Origin of the sequence: Psychromonas ossibalaenae ATCC BAA-1528 (assembly GCF_000381745.1) — a bacterium.
GTDB classification, from domain to species: domain Bacteria; phylum Pseudomonadota; class Gammaproteobacteria; order Enterobacterales; family Psychromonadaceae; genus Psychromonas; species Psychromonas ossibalaenae.
In genome coordinates, this window is the sequence record NZ_KB906983.1 from 74782 (window position 1) to 94465 (window position 19684).

General features: G+C 40.0%; 18 protein-coding genes. 9 read left to right on the forward strand and 9 right to left on the reverse strand.

What is annotated here, in order from left to right; genetic code table 11:
* The first annotated feature begins 40 nt into the window (after window positions 1-40).
* Complete coding sequence (locus tag G327_RS0110190) at window positions 41-2662, forward strand: TRAP transporter permease (RefSeq protein ID WP_019614670.1); 2622 nt, start codon at window positions 41-43, stop codon at window positions 2660-2662.
* A 113-nt stretch (window positions 2663-2775) separates the two neighbouring features.
* Here the strand turns inward: G327_RS0110190 and fur are convergent, their stop codons facing one another.
* The 5 genes from fur to G327_RS0110215 form a co-directional block, all read right to left on the reverse strand.
* Window positions 2776-3201 (reverse strand): ferric iron uptake transcriptional regulator, encoded by a 426-nt coding sequence (gene fur / locus G327_RS0110195; protein ID WP_019614671.1) that lies wholly within the window; start codon window positions 3199-3201, stop codon window positions 2776-2778.
* A 31-nt stretch (window positions 3202-3232) separates the two neighbouring features.
* Entirely contained in the window at window positions 3233-3760 is a 528-nt protein-coding gene (gene fldA, locus G327_RS0110200) for a flavodoxin FldA (protein ID WP_019614672.1), read from the reverse strand.
* A 20-nt stretch (window positions 3761-3780) separates the two neighbouring features.
* Window positions 3781-4050 carry a LexA regulated protein gene (gene ybfE / locus G327_RS0110205; RefSeq protein ID WP_019614673.1) on the reverse strand — a complete coding sequence of 90 codons (270 nt, stop codon included), beginning with the start codon at window positions 4048-4050 and terminating at the stop codon, window positions 3781-3783.
* A 42-nt stretch (window positions 4051-4092) separates the two neighbouring features.
* Complete coding sequence (locus G327_RS0110210) at window positions 4093-4314, reverse strand: DUF2788 domain-containing protein (protein WP_019614674.1); 222 nt, start codon at window positions 4312-4314, stop codon at window positions 4093-4095.
* A gap of 142 nt (window positions 4315-4456) precedes the next feature.
* Window positions 4457-5239, reverse strand: a complete 783-nt coding sequence (locus tag G327_RS0110215) for an alpha/beta fold hydrolase (RefSeq protein ID WP_019614675.1) — start codon at window positions 5237-5239, stop codon at window positions 4457-4459.
* A 212-nt stretch (window positions 5240-5451) separates the two neighbouring features.
* Between G327_RS0110215 and G327_RS0110220 the strand changes: the two genes are divergently transcribed.
* The 5 genes from G327_RS0110220 (at window position 5452) to G327_RS0110245 (ending at window position 12999) form a co-directional block, all read left to right on the forward strand.
* Window positions 5452-6084 (forward strand): replication initiation regulator SeqA, encoded by a 633-nt coding sequence (locus G327_RS0110220; protein WP_019614676.1) that lies wholly within the window; start codon window positions 5452-5454, stop codon window positions 6082-6084.
* Window positions 6085-6212: 128 nt separating this feature from the next.
* A complete protein-coding gene (pgm, locus tag G327_RS0110225; RefSeq protein WP_019614677.1) occupies window positions 6213-7865 on the forward strand; it encodes a phosphoglucomutase (alpha-D-glucose-1,6-bisphosphate-dependent) in 1653 nt (550 codons plus the stop codon).
* A 683-nt stretch (window positions 7866-8548) separates the two neighbouring features.
* On the forward strand, window positions 8549-11101 hold the full coding sequence (locus G327_RS0110235; RefSeq protein WP_019614679.1) for a glycogen/starch/alpha-glucan phosphorylase: 2553 nt from the start codon (window positions 8549-8551) through the stop codon (window positions 11099-11101).
* 115 nt (window positions 11102-11216) lie between these two features.
* Window positions 11217-11513, forward strand: a complete 297-nt coding sequence (locus G327_RS0110240) for a DUF406 family protein (RefSeq protein WP_019614680.1) — start codon at window positions 11217-11219, stop codon at window positions 11511-11513.
* 166 nt (window positions 11514-11679) lie between these two features.
* Entirely contained in the window at window positions 11680-12999 is a 1320-nt protein-coding gene (locus G327_RS0110245; protein WP_019614681.1) for a DEAD/DEAH box helicase, read from the forward strand.
* 186 nt (window positions 13000-13185) lie between these two features.
* Here G327_RS0110245 and G327_RS0110250 read toward each other — a convergent pair whose 3' ends face one another.
* Window positions 13186-13485, reverse strand: a complete 300-nt coding sequence (locus G327_RS0110250) for a hypothetical protein (RefSeq protein ID WP_019614682.1) — start codon at window positions 13483-13485, stop codon at window positions 13186-13188.
* 473 nt (window positions 13486-13958) lie between these two features.
* On the opposite strand from G327_RS0110250, the gene G327_RS0110255 reads away from it, so the two are divergent.
* Window positions 13959-14324 carry a hypothetical protein gene (locus G327_RS0110255; protein WP_019614683.1) on the forward strand — a complete coding sequence of 122 codons (366 nt, stop codon included), beginning with the start codon at window positions 13959-13961 and terminating at the stop codon, window positions 14322-14324.
* Window positions 14325-15032: 708 nt separating this feature from the next.
* Here the strand turns inward: G327_RS0110255 and G327_RS0110260 are convergent.
* Window positions 15033-15896: a delta-class carbonic anhydrase gene (locus tag G327_RS0110260; protein WP_019614684.1), complete on the reverse strand. Its 864-nt coding sequence runs from the start codon at window positions 15894-15896 to the stop codon at window positions 15033-15035.
* A gap of 367 nt (window positions 15897-16263) precedes the next feature.
* Between G327_RS0110260 and G327_RS0110265 the strand changes: the two genes are divergently transcribed.
* Together G327_RS0110265 and G327_RS0110270 are read left to right on the forward strand one after the other, a co-directional pair.
* Window positions 16264-16467 (forward strand): hypothetical protein, encoded by a 204-nt coding sequence (locus G327_RS0110265; RefSeq protein ID WP_019614685.1) that lies wholly within the window; start codon window positions 16264-16266, stop codon window positions 16465-16467.
* A gap of 117 nt (window positions 16468-16584) precedes the next feature.
* Window positions 16585-16857, forward strand: coding sequence for a hypothetical protein (locus G327_RS0110270; RefSeq protein ID WP_019614686.1), 273 nt, complete (start codon window positions 16585-16587; stop codon window positions 16855-16857).
* 261 nt (window positions 16858-17118) lie between these two features.
* On the opposite strand, the gene G327_RS0110280 is transcribed toward G327_RS0110270, so the two are convergent.
* Together G327_RS0110280 and G327_RS0110285 are read right to left on the reverse strand one after the other, a co-directional pair.
* A complete protein-coding gene (locus G327_RS0110280; protein WP_019614687.1) occupies window positions 17119-18957 on the reverse strand; it encodes a glycosyl hydrolase family 18 protein in 1839 nt (612 codons plus the stop codon).
* Between the two features lie 418 nt (window positions 18958-19375).
* On the reverse strand, window positions 19376-19684 hold a 309-nt coding region (locus G327_RS0110285; RefSeq protein ID WP_019614688.1), incomplete at its 5' end, for a transposase.

A 19684-nucleotide genomic window follows, 5' to 3' on the forward strand; every position in this document is an offset into this window, starting at 1 on the left:
TTCACTGCCTTTTGTCTTTTCAGTAAATATAGAAGTTTTTATGCGCGAAACAATACATATAATGGATGAAAATGAGCTGCAGGAGCTCGTTGAACAAACAGAAACCGGCGGGCGTCATGTGGTCGGTGGAGTTAAGAAATTAATCACAGTGACTGCGATTGCCTGGTCTTTATTCCAGCTTTATTTTTCTTCGCCTGTGCCTTTTATTTTCCAGCAGTTTATCAATAACCTCGGGTTAGACCTGACAGTTGTATTTGATGATACAAAAGCGCGATCAATTCATTTAGCTTTTGCACTGTTTCTGGCTTTTTTATCTTATCCTGCGTTTAAAAACTCTAACAAAGCTGTTGTCCCTGTCGGAGACTGGATTTTAGCTTTGTTAGGGGGATTTTTAGGCGCGTACTATTTTATTTTTTATGACGGCATTGTGCAGCGGGTTGGTATTCCTAGTCAGATGGATATTTTTGCCGGTGTAGCAGGTATCTTAATACTACTAGAAGCCACGCGCAGAAGCCTTGGTGCTCCATTAGCAGTCATTGCACTGATTTTCTTATCGTTTAACTTTATGGGGCCGAATTTACCGCAGCTGCTTGCCCATAATGCCAATAAGATTACTACCATAGTCAACCAGCAGTGGATCACCACTGAAGGTGTGTTTGGTATTGCACTTGGTGTATCTACCAAATTTGTATTTTTGTTTGTACTGTTCGGTGCACTTTTAGACAAAGCCGGCGCTGGTAATTATTTTATTAAAACGGCCTTTTCTTTACTTGGGCACTTACGAGGCGGTCCGGCTAAAGCTGCTGTTATTGCATCGGGACTGACTGGGTTAATTTCCGGCTCGTCGATTGCTAATGTTGTTACAACCGGTACCTTTACCATTCCTATGATGAAAAAAGTCGGTTTTACTTCTGAAAAAGCCGGCGCTGTTGAAGTTGCTTCTTCGGTTAACGGGCAGATCATGCCGCCGGTAATGGGCGCAGCTGCTTTCTTAATGGTTGAATATGTCGGCATCACCTATTTTGAAGTGGTTAAACACGCAATAATACCGGCACTTATTTCCTATATTGCACTGGTTTATATTGTTCATTTAGAAGCAATGAAAGCCGGAATGCACGGTTTAGAAAGAGCGAAGCAGCCGCCGGCTCTGCTGATACGTTTACGTAACAGCGCGCTGATTGTTTTCTCTTTCTGTCTGCTGTCACTGATCGTTTATTACGGCCTGGGCTGGATTAAGGCCTTTGCCGGAGAAGCTTCGCTTTATGTGATTGCATTCTTAATTACACTGGCATATATCGCTATTGCTTACTGGTGTGCCAAATTTCCAGAGCTTGAACTGGAAGATGCCAACGAGCCGATCGTGCACCTGCCGCCGGTAAAAGAAACGGTGAATTCAGGTTTACACTTTTTATTACCTGTTGTGGTTTTAATCTGGTGTTTAATGATTGAGCGCCTTTCTCCCGGAACATCAGCTTTTTGGGGAACAGCGGTATTAGTGGCAATTCTGCTGACCCAGAAAGCCCTGTTTGCTTATTTTCGCGGTGAAAGTGATTTAGGCACACAGCTGAAAGCGGGTGTGAATGATCTTTTTGATGGTTTGGAGATCGGTGCTAAAAATATGGTCAGCATAGGTATTGCTACCGCGACTGCCGGTATTATTGTTGGTGTTGTTGCGTTAACCAATGTTGGTGCGCCTCTGGCCGATATTGTGGAGATCATATCAGGCGGTAATATTTTATTAATGCTGATTTTTGTTGGTATTTTAAGCCTGATTTTAGGGATGGGACTGCCGACTACTGCAAACTATATTGTTGTTTCATCGCTGTTAGCCTCGGTTATTGTTGAAGTCGGACAGCAGAACGGTCTGATTGTACCGTTAATTGCAGTGCATCTGTTTGTGTTTTATTTCGGCATTATGGCCGATGTAACGCCTCCAGTCGGGCTGGCTTCTTTTGCCGCTGCGGCTATTTCCGGCGGCAAGCCGATTAAAACCAGTGTTATTGCATTCTTTTACAGTCTGCGTACTGCTATTTTACCTTTCCTGTTTATTTTCAATACTGATCTGCTGCTAATTGATGTGAGCTGGATGCAGGGCATTGGTGTCTTTATTATTGCCACTGTTGCTATTCTTATTTTTACCGCAGCTACGCAGAAATACTTTTTCGATGACTGCAGCTGGCTGGAAGTGATGGCAATGCTGCTGATTGCATTTGCGCTGTTCCGCCCGGCTTATTTTATGGAAAAGATTTCTCCCTCTTACGTGAAAATTGAACCTTATAATCTTGTTTCTGAACTGCAGCATGCACACAGTACGCGTGATATGAAAATGCAGGTTAGCGGTTTAAGTGATATTGGTGAACCTGTGACCTTTTATGTTCACCTGCCGATACAGGGTGAATCGGGTGAACAACGCTTAACTAATATGGGACTGACCCTAATAGATAATGACGGCAGCATGATAATTGATGATGTAGCATTTGACAGTCCGGCCGCCGCTATGGGACTTGACTGGGATCAAAAAATATTATCGGTGCAGATGCCTGTCGAAGGCGCACTGGCTAAAGAGTGGTTATATATTCCGTCACTGCTGATGTTATGGGGAATTGCCCTGATACAGATCCGCCGTCGTAAAGCGATGATACTTAAATTAGCGATGGATTAAATACTCTGTTAAGGAGAGCACTGCTGAGTGTTCTTCTGCTGTCTGTTTAATAAAGCATAAAAAAAGCCCCGTTTACACTGTAAACGGGGCTTTTTATTTAGACTGTATATGACTTATTTGTGCTTACAGATGCCATCAACAGGTTCACCGTACAGGTAAAGGCTGTGGTTAGTAAGTTGGATACCATATTTATCAGCAATCAGTTTTTGTTGTTTTTCAATTAAATCATCATTAAATTCGATTACTTCACCGCACTTCAGGCAGACCAGGTGGTCGTGATGCTCCTGATTAGCAAGTTCAAATACTGATTTGCCGCCTTCAAAGTGATGGCGGGTAACAATACCGGCATCATCAAACTGGTTTAATACGCGATAAACCGTTGCAACACCAACTTCATCTCCCTGCTCGAGCAATTTCTTATAAAGATCTTCAGCACTGATATGCTGGTTCTCTGACAGTTGAAGCAGACGTAAAATTTTAACACGCGGTGAAGTTATTTTTAATCCGGCTTCTTTTAATGCATCGTTTTCTAAAGACATGATGGTTCCCTACGGTTTAACTGTCAGTGGTTCAGTCGGCAAGCTCTGCCAGGCACATTTCATTGTAAATCTGTTCTGCCCAGGCTTTTACACGTGAGGCTGTTAATTCCGGCTGACGATCTTCATCGATACCAAGGCCGATAAAGTTGTTATCATCTACCAGTGCTTTTGATGCTTCAAACTCGTAACCTTCAGTTGACCAGTTTCCAACAATAACGGCACCTTTACTCTCTACTATATCACCAAGCTGGCCCATCGCATCAAGGAAGTATTCTGCATAATCTTCTTGATCACCGCAGCCGAAAATAGCCACTAACTTATCGGTAAAATCAATATCTTCTAAATCAGGGAAAAAATCATCCCAGTCACACTGCGCTTCACCGTAATACCAGGTAGGAATACCGAATAAAAGCAGGCTGTATTCAGCAATTTCTTCTTTGCTGCTTTTAGCGATGTCTTTTACTTCTACTAAATTTTTACCAAGTTCTTTCTGCAGCATTTTAGCAACAGCTTCAGTGTTGCCAGTGTCACTACCAAAAAAAATACCTACACTTGTCATACTTGTATACCTTGTATTAATTAATTTAACTGTGCGTTAAGCAGCTGAGTAATCAGCTCACCGCGACTGATGTCCTGCTCTTTTGACAGCTTGTTGAGTATTTCAAACAACTGGCTGTCGACTTTTAATTCAATACGTTTTAAACCTTTCTGCTTATCTCGCTGTATCTGTTTCTGCTTGTTGATTTTAAGCTGTACTTGACGAGAATGCGGATTGCTTTTAGGCCTGCCGGGACGTACCTCATCAGCAAAAAGATCGTGGGTAATACGATCAAATGATTCTTTTGCCATTATTTTACCTAAAAGTATTTGTTTAATTTGTAGTTAGATGCACTAGATTGTTTCTGTGCTGATCCAGACTATTTCGATAATTGCTTTGGATATAAAACCGATGCAGCCGAAAAACAGGACTGCCCATACGACGTTACGTCCAAATTTCGGCACATTACCGCGTTTTAATACATCTTGAATGGAGAGTCCTATCAGCAGAAAAAGCAGCAGATAAAAACCGTACAGGCCGATTGTTTCAATTTGTTCAGTATATTCTTGCAACATAAAACCAGCTTCATTCAAAAAAGAGGAATATAGCATATCCCCAAAGAACTTGAAATGCAGATTCAGGGTAATGTTTAATAACTATTTGTCGTTAAAATGCGTTGAAACACTACTTTTTAAGCCTCTCTGCTATAAAAGCTGGTTAATTAAAAAACTGGCTGACCAGGCGATTAAATGTTTTTGCTTTTTCAGCGTGTAGCCAATGCCCTGTATTATCAATTACTTTTGCTTTTGCTTTAGGAAAGTAGCGTAAAATATCTGCCTGATTCTCCGGGAGAATGTAATCTGATTTTGCGCCCTTAATAAACAGCGTTTGTTTATTAAATATATTTTCAGAAGGCAGCCAGCCTCTTATTGAGTGGTAATTTTTGTACATAGCCGCTAAATTAAACTGCAGCTGATAACCATCCTGCTTCTTCTGTAATGATTTAAGCAGAAACTGGCGAATTTCCGGCGTTTGTACATATTCACTGAGCAGCTGTTCCGCTGCTTGTCTGCTTTCTATATGCTGATCTGCAACAACCCGCAGACCCGCAAAAACGTCACTGTGTTTATCTGGATAATTAATGGGGGCGATATCAGCGACAACGATTTTATTGATGCGCTCTGGATGAAGTAAAGCACAGGTCATCGCCACCTTACCGCCCATTGAATGTCCGACAATTGAAAATGATTCAATATTGAGGAAATCTGCCAGTTCAAAAATATCTTCAGCCATCTCCTGATAAGACATGTCTGCACAATGAGGGCTTTTTCCGTGGTTACGTAAGTCGACATTAACCGTGTTATGGGTCTTCTGCAGAGCCTTTGCTAATAGAGATAGATTTGATAAACTGCCGAATAATCCGTGAATGATAAAAACAACCTCACATTTTTGCTCACTTTCATTTAAAGCTGTTTGTTTTTGTTGGTAATTAAGTAGCATAAGATTCTATTTTAAGTGAAAATATGTGGGATTATCGAATTACAGATGTCATAACTCAAGCATAATCTCTGTTGAGTTTAACATAGTTGTTACATTGGCAGTGTTTCCCCAATATCGAGCACTGTTAATGAGACTTATCGAAATAATATGATTGTCTGATTAGCGCTGCGTAGTAAACGTCAATGGTTATGTAAAAAGCGAATGGTGAAAGAATGAAACAAATTGAAATAGAAGACGACCTTTATAAATATATTCTGACTAATATAGAGGCTTTTGGTGAAACGCCTTCACAAATATTGCGTCGATTACTTTCTCTGCCGGCTGCTGCTGATGAAAATACACTGCCGCAGCTTGCTGCTGAAAAACCTGAGCCTGTTGTTTCTGTTTCGGAGCCGGTTTATTCCTCTCCAGAAAGTGAGATTAAAGCGAATCCGCCTGCTGTACCTCACACTTCTGCACCTTCATTAAGTGAACCGCTTGCACATGGTGTAGAAGTTTTATTTGATAGTGAGGCTTTTAAATTAGAATCCGTTGTGACTAATAAATTTATGATGATGCTGACCGCGATGTATTATGAAAATAAAGACCGCTTTGTAGAAGCAGCTGAAAAAACCAAAGGGCGCACCCGTGATTATTTAGGGCAAAATTTATCTGCATTATTAGCATCTGACAACCAGGAAGAGCTTGCTTTATTTAAAGCCAGTAAACCTCGTGCAATTCCTAATACCCCGTTTTGGGTGATTACAAATGCCAACACCGGCAGAAAACGTATTATTTTAACGCAGATGATGGCTTGTATGGGATATCCGCATCATCTGATTGAGCGCATAAAAGAAGAAATTTAATACCGCCTGAACTACTTCAATATGCTGACTTAGGCATATTGGGGGACTGGGCATAACAAGTTACATGATTATCTAGTAAGCATATTTATAGAAACATTTTTATTTATATTTTTGAGGTAGTAACAATTATGGCAATTCATCCACGCGCGGGTAAAACTGCACAAGCAAGTGATTTAGTAGACATTCCGAAATTAGTGTCAGCTTATTATATCAATATTCCTGATGTGAGCATTGCAAGCGAGCAGGTTGCATTCGGTACTTCAGGGCACCGAGGCTGTTCATTTAAGAACGCTTTCACTGAACTGCATATCTTAGCAATCAGCCAGGCATTAGCTGAATACCGTATCGAACAAGGATATACAGGGCCTATGTTTATCGGCAAAGACACACATGCTTTGTCTGAGCCGGCATTTGCTTCTGCAGTACAGGTTTTAGTTGCTAACGGCATTAAAGTGATTGTACAGGCAGGCGGCGGTTATACTCCTACTCCTGTTATCTCTCATGCTATTCTGCAGTACAACAATGAAAATCCTGATAATTTAGCTGACGGTATTGTTATTACGCCTTCTCATAATCCACCGGAAGACGGCGGCTTTAAATATAACCCGCCAAACGGCGGTCCGGCAGACAGCGATGTTACTAAAATCATCCAGGATCGTGCTAATCAGATATTAGATGACCAGTTTGATGATATTAAGCAGTGGGACTTCTCTGAAGCAATGGAGTCTGAGTTTGTTGAAGAGTATGACTACATTCAGCCTTATGTGGATGATCTTAAAAACGTACTTAATGTAGAAGCGATTGCAAAAGCGGGTATCAAAATCGGCGTTGATACATTAGGCGGTTCAGGTGTTGCGTACTGGCCTGTGATTGCTAAAACCTACGGTTTAGATATCGAAGTGGTTAACGATCGCGTTGATCCTACTTTCTCTTTCATGACCCTGGATAAAGATGGAAAAATCCGTATGGATTGTTCTTCTCCTTATGCAATGGCTGGTTTAATCGAACTTAAAGACAAGTTTGATGTTGCTATTGCTAACGATCCGGATTACGACCGCCATGGTATTGTTACTAAAAGTTCAGGCCTGCTGAACCCTAACCATTACCTTGCTGTTGCCATTAACTACTTGTTTAAACACAGAACAGACTGGCCTCAAGATGCAATTGTCGGTAAAACGCTGGTTTCAAGTTCGATGATCGACCGTGTTGTGGTTGAGCTTGAGCGCGAAATGTCAGAAGTACCGGTTGGTTTTAAATGGTTTGTTGACGGACTTTATGAAGGTAAGCTTGGTTTCGGTGGTGAAGAAAGTGCCGGAGCATCATTCCTGCGTAAAGACGGAACAGTATGGAGCACAGATAAAGACGGTATTATCTTAGCGCTGCTGGCTGCTGAGATTATTGCTGTAACAGGTAAAGATCCAGGTGAACACTACGCTGAATTTACTGAAAAATTCGGCTCCCCTATTTATCAGCGTTTTGATGCGCCGGCAACACCGGAGCAGAAAGCGGTACTGGCAAACTTAAGCCCTGAAATGGTTGAAGCTGAAACACTAGCCGGCGAAAGAATCACTGCAAAACTGACTCATGCATCGGGTAATGGTGCGGCTATCGGCGGTTTAAAAGTGACAACTGAAAACGGCTGGTTTGCTGCTCGTCCGTCTGGTACAGAAAATATCTATAAAATTTACTCTGAGTCATTTATCGGTGCAGAGCATATCGCTGAAATCCAGAAAGAAGCGCAAGAAATTGTTGCTCAGGCATTTGCTAAAGGCGGTTTATAGAAACACTTTAAAACAGTGTTATAAATAAACAGAGCGAAGGTTATTCACCTTCGCTTTTTTTTGTGCTGTAAACCGTGTGATTTTATTCTCCCATTTTTGATCTACGATATTTTTTAAGTCAGTGTAAGTTGATAACAAGCCTAATGAGCTACTGATCTGCATCAATATATGATGCTTTTTTTAAATGAGTTTCCCTCTTGTTTTAGCCCGTCTCAGCAGTTGTACTCTGCTTAAAAAATGCTTTTTGTGTTAATTAGTGTGATCTTGGTCGTAATTAGTTATGTCGGAAATTTCAGAGTGCGCCTGGTTACTTATAGTATAAACATCGTCTACCCCCGGGCTACGCCCATGTGATTTTTTTTACTTTATATATAAAGAGTTACAGTATTTTATTGTGCTTTTTCCTGCATCATAAAAGCACTGTAATTTCTTTAGATTAATAATTATTTCAAGGAGGGGGGGCGTAGAAAATAGGAGGGTGACGATTAATTCAGCGGGTACTATTGTTTAGCTACATTTTTAAAGTTAATAAACAAAGACTTGAGGAAAATGTAAAGAATCACAAAATAGTGGTAATTGAATGATCTTTATACTAAGTTGATTATTCAACTCTAATCAGCAGCAAATCATCAAGTTGATGAAAATTGCGCTATTTATTAAATATATGGAAATGTAGGTGTCTCATGGCGACTAAAACGAATCAAGCAAAAGCAACTGTAAAGAAAACCGCAGTGAAAAAAACAGCTGCGAAGAAATCAAGTGCCGTAAAGGCAGCCGAGCATGAAGCTCCAGTGTTTATTGATTGTACTAGTGAAGAAATGCAAAAGGCAATTGTTGAGCGTTTACGTAAAGGTTTAGGTACGGACAGCGATAAAGCGAACAATAAAGCATGGTGGAATGCAACTTGTTACGCAGTAAATGAAGTCGTTTTCGATAAGCTGACAAAAACTCAGCAGAATCACGCAGGAAAAGATGTACGTTCAGTAAACTACTTATCTCTTGAATTCTTAATGGGTCGTTTACTTTCAAACAACCTGCATAACCTAGAGCTGTTCAAAGTAGCCGAAGAAGCATTAAAAGGCCTAGGTAAAGACTTATACGAAATTTGTGATGAAGAGCCGGATATGGCACTGGGTAATGGCGGTCTGGGTCGTCTTGCTGCATGTTTCATCGATTCTCTAGCAACACTTGGTTACCCTGCAATCGGTTACGGTATCCATTATGAACATGGTTTATTCGCACAGTCATTCCAGGACGGCCGTCAGATTGAGCGTCCTGATACATGGCGTGAATACGGCAACCCTTGGGAAATCTGCCGTCCTGAATCTATTCAGCATGTACCGTTATATGGTTATGTTGAAACTGTTTTTGATGAAGAAGGTGGTTCACACAAAGTATGGCATGCCGGTCAGAAACTAAAAGGTGTGCCATGGGATGTGCCGATTGTTGGTTACGGTGCTAAAACAGTTAATATTTTACGTCTATGGGAAAGCCGCGCCGATGAAGCGTTCGACTGGGACGTATTTAATGCCGGTGGTTATGTTGATGCTCAGGCAGAAAAATCACAAGCAGAAACAGTTTCAAAAGTACTATACCCGAATGATGAAACCCAAGAAGGTAAAGAGTTACGTTTAGTTCAGCAGTACTTCTTCTGTGCTTGTTCTGTTAAAGATATTCTACGCCGCTTTAAACGTGCTAATAATGACTGGACTAAGCTGGCAGAGAAAGTTGCGATTCAGTTAAATGATACGCATCCGACAATCGCTATCCCTGAACTAATGCGCATCTTGGTTGATGAAGAGCGTCTAGATTGGGATTTCGCATGGTCACTTTGTCAAAAAGTCTTCGCATACACAAACCACACTCTATTGCCTGAAGCACTAGAAAAATGGTCTGTAAGCCTGTTTGAAAAAGTATTACCTCGTCACCTTGAGATCATTTATGAAATCAACCGTCAGTTCTTAAACTTAGTTGAAGAGAAATGGCCTGGCGATGACCAGAAAAAAGTTAAGCTTTCTATCATTGAAGAAGAAGGTGAGCGTAAAGTACGCATGGCAAACCTATGTGTTGTTACATCTTTTAAAGTAAACGGTGTTGCTGCCGTGCACTCTGAGCTGGTTAAAACTGACCTGTTCCCAGAGTTCCATGAGCTGTTCCCGACTAAACTGGTTAACGTTACAAACGGTGTGACACCACGCCGCTGGTTAAAAGCATGTAACCCTAAACTTGCTTCACTATACGATGACGAAGTCGGCGCTGACTGGGTTGTAAATCTTGATAAACTGCGTGGTGTATTACCTAAAGCACAAGATGTTGCGCTGCAGAAACGCTTCATGGATATCAAGAAAGACAACAAACTTGAACTAGCTAAAATCATTAAAGATCTGACTGGTGTTGAAGTTTCTGCTGATGCTATCTTTGATATTCAAATCAAACGTCTGCACGAGTACAAACGTCAGCAGCTGAATATGATTCATATTTTAACGCTGTACAAACGTCTGCTAGACAACCCTGATTACGATATGGTTCCACGTGTATTTGTATTCGGCGCAAAAGCTGCACCGGGTTACCATATGGCTAAACAGATTATTTACGCACTAAACAAAATTGCTGATAAAGTAAATAATGATGAGCGCGTGAAAGGTAAACTGAAAGTTGTATTCTTACCAAACTACCGTGTATCACTTGCTGAGAAACTATTCCCGGCTGCTGATATCTCTGAGCAGATTTCAACTGCGGGTCTAGAAGCATCTGGTACTGGTAACATGAAATTCGCAATCAACGGTGCATTAACTGTTGGTACTATGGACGGCGCGAATATCGAAATGGCAGAAGAGATTGGTGCTGAGCACATGTTTATCTTCGGTCTAAGTGTTGCAGAAGTGAAAGAGCTGAAGGAAAGCGGTTATAAACCTTATGACTACTACTACGCTAACCCTGAGTTAAAAGCAGTATTAGACTGGTTAGATTCTGACTTCTTTACACCAGGACACCCAGGTGCATTATCAGACATCAAACGCACTCTGCTTGAAGGCGGTGATGAGTACCTATGTCTAGCTGATTACGCATCATACTGTAAAGCGCATCAGGACATTGACGAGACTTACCGTAACAAGTCACTATGGGCTGAGAAAGTAATTCTTAACTCTGGTGCGATGGGTAAATTCAACTCAGACCGTTCAATTGAAGATTACGCAAACACTATCTGGGACTTAGAAAAGTACCCGTTAGCTTAATATTCTCTTAAACAGTTAAAGTTAAAAGGCGATAATTAATTATCGCCTTTTTTTTTGCTTAAAGCGCAGTATAATCAGTGGCATATTTTATTTATATACGACCGGGGAGGTTGTTATGTCTCAAGATAAAAATGCAGATGATGTATGTGAAGCGTGTGGAACTATTGTTGAACTAGGCAGTGTTATTGCTGAAGATGATACTGTGCTGGTATTACCGTTTAGCGGTGCAGATCAGGAAAGTGTTGACCTGCTTGCTAAAAAGTATATTGATGCGGCAACGGCGCGTTTTGCAACCGTTCAGGTAAGCAAAAAAGAAACAACGGCTGAAAGCGGTGTGAGCTGTGAAGTTTCACTGCAGTTTGAATGTACTGCTGAAAAATTGATTTTTGAAATGGGTCTAAGCGCTATTTAAGTGTTTTCCTTATCGAATACGGCGGGAAACAATTCTCCGCTGTTACAAAAGAGCCTGCATTGCCGGCTCTTTTTTTTGCCTGTTATTAAACTTAATTTCTTCTTTTCCAGCTTAAGGGTTTATACTACGCGTTTGAAACTTTAATTACCTTTTTTTGGAGAATGCTTTGCTCATTGATGATTTACCCGTTGACCGCCGTTTAATTATTTCACTATCTCACTTGGGATTTACTGAAACGACACAAATTCAAGCGGATGCAATTCCAATTGCTGTTGCAGGAAAAGATTTACTGGCATCATCAAAGACGGGTTCGGGTAAAACTTTGGCATTTCTGCTTCCAGCTATGCAGCGTGTTTTAAAAACGCGTGCGTTGACTAAACGCGATCCGCGTGTATTAATTCTCACACCGACACGAGAACTGGCCAAACAAGTGTATTCACAACTGCGTTTACTGGTGGCTAATACCAGTTTGAAATCTACCTTAGTGCTAGGCGGTGAAAACTTTAACGATCAGGTTAAAGCGCTGGATAAAGACCCGCACTTTGTTGTCGGTACACCCGGACGAATTGTTGATCATCTTAAAAAAGGCCTATTACACCTTCATGGCTTAGAGCTGTTAATCTTAGATGAAGCGGACCGTATGCTGGATTTAGGTTTTGCTGAGCAGTTAAAAGCAATTAACGAAGAAGCAAGCCACAGATTACGCCAGACGTTATTATTTTCTGCCACGCTTGGTCATGCTGAAGTGAATGAATTTGCCGGCGAATTATTAAAAGCACCGGTGAGGATTGCCGTTGGTGAAGAAAATCAGCAGCACAGTGAGATATCACAGCGTTTTTATCTTGCCGATAATTTAAATCAGAAAGAAAAGTTACTGTTTCACTTTGTTAAAAATGAAAGTGCAAAACAGATTATTATTTTCACTGCGACCCGTAAAGATACCGAACGTTTAAGTGAAGTCTTAACTGAAAAAGGCTTCAGCACACTTGCGCTGCATGGTGACTTAACGCAGAACAACCGCAATAAAATAATGGATTCATTTTCACGCGGTAAAGAGAAGATACTGGTAACAACGGATATTGCCTCTCGCGGCCTGGATCTGCTTAATGTCAGCCACGTTATCAACTTCGACATACCTAAGCATACCGAAGAGTATATCCACCGTATCGGCCGTACTGGTCGTGCTGGTGAGAAGGGCGATGCGATTTCAATTATCGGTCCTAAAGACTGGGTTAATTTCAAAAAAGTTGAAGAGTTTGTACAGCAGCATATCAGCTTTGATCGTGTTGAAGGTATCAAACCAAAATTTAAAGGTATTAAAGAAGTTCTCGCAAAACCGGTTAAGAGTGCCGCAGCAGATAATGCCGGCAAAAAGAAAGTGATTAAGAAAAAGCCGAAAGTTAAAGCGGCTCCAAATAAAACCTTCCATGAAGCGAAGGATGTCGGTTTTGCGCCGATGCGCCGCAAAAAGAAAACTGAAGAGTAATATAAAGGCCGTTCAAATGTAATTGAACGGCCTTTTTTACAACCCCTTAATAAGACTGCTGTACGGTCAGCTTAGTGCTGCTGATGAACAGTCTGACTACCTGTCTTAACCGTTCCTACTTTAATGGTATGAAATACTGCGATTCTTCGTCTGATTGCTATAACTGTGCTTAGAAAAAGCTGCGGGTTATGCGACAACTTTTTCTCTGTTTTCAAGGTATTCTTCGACTGACTGCAGCAGAGTTTCATCGGCGACTTTTAAAATGTTAAACATCAGCCAGAGGTGCGGATCATTGTCATACCAGCGGCGGCGATTACAGTCGAAGGGGAACTCAAAAGCTTTTTCATAAGAAAGCAGGCTTAGGTCATGTTTCTTCACCAGATCTATTATCTCTTTTACGATAGGCTCCCTAACTTTCTGATGCATCTCTTTAAATTCATTCAGTTGTTTTCTTAAATTCGGGTGTTTGTCATACCATCTAGTCATTATTGTTTTCCTATTTTTGGGACTATCTATGCTGTTTGAAAACAGATAAAAACGGCTAGGTGGATGCCTTCTGTTTAGAAATAATCTTGTCAGTGCTTGATGTTGAAAGATAAATCCTGACTAAGAATCTCTAGAGCCTGTATTGAATGTAGTATAAAAATCCATCAGGAGGCTATTTAGAGTGGTTTTATCAAAAAAAAATATATTAAAAGGGTGGGCTGCCAGTAAGCATCTTTTAGAGGGGGGGCGGAAGTAGGGCGAATATCGGCAGCAGATAGACGAATTGTTTGAGGATAAAATGCAGACTCAGGCAGGAAAGTATATTTTGCAGAACCACGCGATCTACTCGTGATGGATATATACGGGCAAATAGTGATGAAGACCTCGCCCCTGACATTATTGACAGGTAAGTATTTGATAAAAATAATGGAACGGTTTATTTTTTGTTAGGGCGATAAAATAAGGGGATTGTTATGGTAGCCAATATCTTTGAAGAGATTACCAGTGGGTATGCGCTTGAAAAGTATTCAGATAGAAATCGTTTATTGGGGGAAGCTGTTCCCTATATTGGGGAAGCCAGGCAAAGCGCATCGGATCCCGGCAAGGTTTTTTTGCGCCTGAGTCCCTTATCAAGTAACGGTGAGCTGCTTGAGTTCAAAACCGAAGATGTTTTATTTGCCGAAAATGTAGAAACCGTGGCCGATAAAGAGGGGGAAACATTTCAGATTGTTAAAATATGGGTTCGTATCGGCAGTATTGGTATCAGACTTGAACCATTCTCCGTACAGGATTATTCAAATGTTTTAGACAAAGGTTTTGATGCCTTAACCAATGACTAGTGAAATAACAAATTAGAATGCTTTCTGCATACAGGAAAACCTGCAAAACGCGGGTTTTTTTATGCCTGAAATTTACCTAAAAGAAGAGAAATACCCCAAGTGTTCGAAGGTGTCTTCTTAGGTATCTGCTGCTTATACCAATTCCACTAAGTAGATGATCTATTTAGGCGTAAGGAAAATGGATGAAAACAAGACATTGATTACAGTAACTAGTTGTTCTAATTGCAAAATCAATAACGAAGCCAGTATTCATTTTAACAAGCGTAAATGAATAGATAATTAATGGATTTGGTATTAATGTAAGTGACAAAAACATGAATAAAGGTATTTGAACTATTGAGTGCTGCTGCGTTCGAAGATGTACACTTGAGTAAGGAAGCTCCATTGGAGCGGTTATTATTTTGTTGTAATTAGGCCGAAATTTCACTTAATTGTAAGAACGACTTAGGAGTATTCAATGATGAGTTTTTTTTAAACTAAGTAAGTGGATAGATAAAATAGAAGAATTTAGTCTGCAGGAAAAGAAAATGCGCAGAGAATATCGTTTAGGCGAAGTCTATTATTGATTAGCAGGTGAACTTTGCTTCTATAGGGTATTAAAAACACAAAAAGGCCGCCGATTCGGCTGCCTTTAGAGAGTTTGTACAAAGTGGGTATATGAAAATACCTAAGAGTAGAGTAAAGGTCGGTAATTATATTACCTTGCTATTATTTACCAGACAGTAAATCTGGGTTGGTCACTAGGTTTCTCACGCCATGTGCATGATCTTCGTCAAATACATTACCTTCAAGCCATTTGCCAACACTTTCAATACTTACTTTAGCAACTTTAGGGCGAACGCTCCAAGATACTTGGAAAGGTGAGCCTTTTTCATTGTAGCTCGGGCCAGTTGTTGAGCCGCTATATTCCACAGCAGTACCGGTATTATTTGGAATGTTAAGGGCTTGTTGATAACCAGCTTTTAATCCGTGAGCTGTTAATTCTGAAAAGTTTAATGCATCGGTATCATTAACTAATACGTATACCTGCGTTTCTACACGTAGTTGTGGATTACCAGTTGATTCATCTAAACAAGCGCCTAATGTTGGACCTGGTTCAACCTGTGCCGTCGAGTGTACATAGTGGACTTCAATAGTATCGCCTGGATATAAATTACCATGCTCGCTCGCACCAATATCATTTTTAAGTGGTGCTAATTCAGCCTTGCTTAACTTACCTGAGTAAACATAACCACTATTGTAACCCTGACCATCTCCGTTACCTGCATATTTAGTAAATTCACCACCTTTATGTTCAGCATTTTTATGAAAATGTATGTTACATAGATTCATTGATGTATAGGCGGGGCTGTTTCCAAAAACACGTTGATTACTTCCTTTTATTGAATCGATATCACGTGGTGATTGCGGGCCAAAACCTTTACCTTTAGTATTTTCAGCTAATTCAGAACGCTGCTTCTCAATTACTTTATCAGATACTTGCTCATATTTTTCTGAGTGGGAGTCTGCTGCATTTACTACGTTTGGTAATAGTGCGGCCGTGGCACAAAGAATAAATACTTGTTTTTTCATGGTGTAGTTTCCTTATACTCATAAAGAGCTAGTGTTATCGAAGGGGCATAAATACTGCAGTACAGTTAGATTGTAAACATACAAGATATAAAATATATAATATTTTATATCATAGCTTTAAAATTCATACACTTAATACCAATATGGTAAATAGTCGTTTTCCTGATCACGTACGGTCAAATAGCTGAATCTACATTTTTTTTCTATCCAAATACTCATGTCTGCATTATCTTTTCATCAGGTTATTTTGCCGTCTCAATAAATTGAGGATATCCAATAGTTTTTAAATCATAAGTAAATAATTAAATATATGAATCTCTTATTTTTAGTTAACGATGATGGAGAAAATTTAATGGAGGTTTAACTAATGCCAGTTAAAACAAAGATTACGGCAGCGAAGATACTATCAGCGCTTACATGGATTTTTGAGATTGAAACAAAGCCGTTAACTATCAAAGAAGTGCTGAACATTGGTGATCACATGAAACTATTTAAGCTGGGTGCAGAAGAGGTAGGGTTGTGTTTGAGTATTGGTACGAAAGGCTTTGATGGTGAATACATAATCATTTGATAAAAGTAAGGTAGGAATGTAAAGTGCGTTTAATTTATGGTTGATGGGCACCTTCCTGTGGAAGCATGGAAGTTTTCCGTCTAATAAGACGTTATGCATTTAGGAAGAGTCTCGCAAATGATTGAACAATATTTAAGCGCACTTATTATTATTTTTTTGCCAACTAGGCTTGCCAATAAAGTGTTTGGTAGAACTATGTCACCTATTAAGGCTGCTTTGGCATCGTTTATATCAATATCACTTTTAGTTTTGGCGATTAGTCCTTTAACAATGGGGATTTGGATGGGCTTTATTACTTACATACCTTGTTTAATTTTTATTTTTCTGGTCGATATATATAAAGCAAAAACAAAAGTGCCTGCTGATAATGAAAATGAGGATATTCAGTAACTACAAAGGCCATAAGGGTCCTGTAAATAATTGGCTCTTTTCAAGAATATTGTTGCTAGCTTTTTTATCTACACCTAACTCTTTGTAAAGATTAAAATTGCGGTTATTTTTGTGTTTTCATAACACATTGTAATTTAATCGTTAATAGGTGCGACAACAGTTAACTGGAACAGAGCCAAATAATTCTGTGCATCTAAAAATAAAAAGCAGCTCACCATAGGTAAGCTGCTATAGCTCGTAAGAATGTTTGTCTATCGGTTATTAATCTTCAATAAAAGTATCAGCAATTTCATTCATTTGCTCAACTTGTACAGGTGCGGTCTCAGCTTCAGCAGCTCCTACCGCCCAAACCATAACACCACCATACCCTAAAGCTTGTTGCTCTAAAGTTTTTGCTTTGATGGTCTCCATTGATTCAATGAAACGCCCGGTAGGCCCCCACTGTTCGCCAATCGATACACCCAAAATAATTTTATCTGCATCAAGGTATTGCTCTAGATTGCTTAACGCTATTTTCCAGTCATAATCAACACCTTGAATTCCAGCATCATAAGCCATAACCTGATAGCTAGTCAGGTCTATATTATTATCTTTAATACTGCTAAGAACTTTTGTCAATCCGCCCGCATAATGTGTTCCGGCTGGGTAGCTGCAGCCTTGTTCGAAAGAACTTACATTTTGGCAAGATGGGTCATCACCCGCAGTGTGCATCCCAGTCAGCATTATTATTTTATCTCCGTTATTTGTAGAGTAATGATTGATGGTTTGAGCTATATTCTCAGACCACACCTCGTCCTTTTCCATACCAGCAGGCTCTATATCTATATCTACTCCATCTAGAGTGACATAACCTTGTTTTGTATAACTGCCAATATCATTTTTTAAATAAACAGGGAATTTTTCATGGGTTATATCAATGAGGGCATTGGAAAAACTTTCTACGTTGTTAGTGTCTTTCAATAGATCCCACATGGCATTATAGGTCGCTCCACCAAAAGATAAGACAACATTTGTCTCTGGAGAATGGTACTTTTTAGAGGTCCAGTTCAAATAGGATGCATCGACCCAGTCGACTACCTCAGGTGTGTTTTCTCCTCGATACTGAAGAAGAGAATCAGAGCCAATCACTGTAAAATCATCTATAACTTGAGCAAAAGCCAAATTTATTGTATTTGTTTTATCAGTCAATAAACTCATCTCGGCGTCGCTAGTGCCCCAAGATGTCCAATAAGGATTAAAGGTATCTGTCACTTCTGATGGCGTGTAAACTAAAATATTAGAAGTATTACTTACTTCTTGATGGCCAAGCTTCGTCGTGACTTGAGTTGACACCTTATAATCAGCGTCAGCCAGGCCTCCCTTGATCACGAGAACATAAGGTTGTTCAAGAGCTTGACCAACAATCTCTCCATCAATTAAAAAATCAACCTGTGCAATACTATCCTCGGGATTAAAGGTAGTTGTTACCGCTCTAATCGTAATATCCTCTCCAGACTCTATGCGTTCACCATCCAAGGGCTCTAACATTCTAATAGCCGGCAGCTCCGTTTCAACGACGGTAATATTGTTACTTTCACCAACCGAACTATTTGATTCATTATCGTCAGCAAACACTAAAATTGAATATTTTCCGGCGTTGAGACCCGAATAAGTCGTTTCGTATGGTGCTTCGAGTACTCGTTCAATTAAAGTTTCTTGATTGGCTGCATCAACGATGTAGAAATCAACAAAAGCAATACCGGCGTCATTAGGATCTGTAACCTCTGCACTAACCTCAAAATCCTCTTCCGAGCGAACAAATGGAGGCGAGGTTACATCAACTTCAGGGATAGTCGCCACATCACAGGTTCCTAGGTGATCCCACGCTTCATCTCCATAAAATGTTCCTGGTACGTATGCTGGATCAACACACCAAGGACTATAAGGCCATTCTCGACATTCATATAAGTTGTCAGCATGTTGAACAAGATCTCCTGATACTGCATTTGGGTAATGATCACTCCATTCCGGCACGTCTGTACAATCAGCCGCTGATAGTCCGAAAGAGAATATGGCTGCCAGCCCTACTGTTAATCTTAAACTCGTTTTATTTATACTCATTTTATTTCCTTAAAATTTCATCAAAAAGAAAATACTACTTTGTGAGTGTGATGTTCACGGCAGGATTGTATCCATAAGTAGGTATTGTTGATAATGAGGTTTTGTTGTTTTTAGGTATAGATTATATTTTTAAAAGAAAGATCAAATAAATGTGTGATCAATAATGTTTAACAATCATCTTGATGAGTTGTGAAAAAGGGGATGTTTGAAGTTTTTTGTGTCGTAATTACCCTTCTAGTATCATGCTAACCTGAAACTGCTTAATCTAACGGCATTGCACAATGATATGAGTTTTTATTACAACAAAGAAAGTTGTGCTTTAAATTATACCAAACTGATTAACTAAATGGTCAGTTTTAGGCGTAGGAAAAATTGATACTAGCAAGGCATTAATTGATGTAACTAGTGCCTTTTCCAATTAATTTTGATTAGTTGACTTTATAAGTTTGCCGTGCGCTTTGTTAAGTTTTGAACGTGCGGCATCTACATCGAACATCCAGTTTATCGTTTCTTTTTTCTCATTGCGTTTAAGCGCCCAAGCGGATAACTCCCGTTTTAATGTATCCATGTCCGGTATGCGCCTGTCCAGACACTGTTTACTCATAACTCCAATCTCTATTTCCGCCATATTCAGCCAGCTGGCATGCTTCGGAGTGTAATGAAATTCCAGTTTGTTAAGTATTCTTCGCGCTTCTTCCGGCGGGTGGGCTTTATAAAGTGCCCCTGG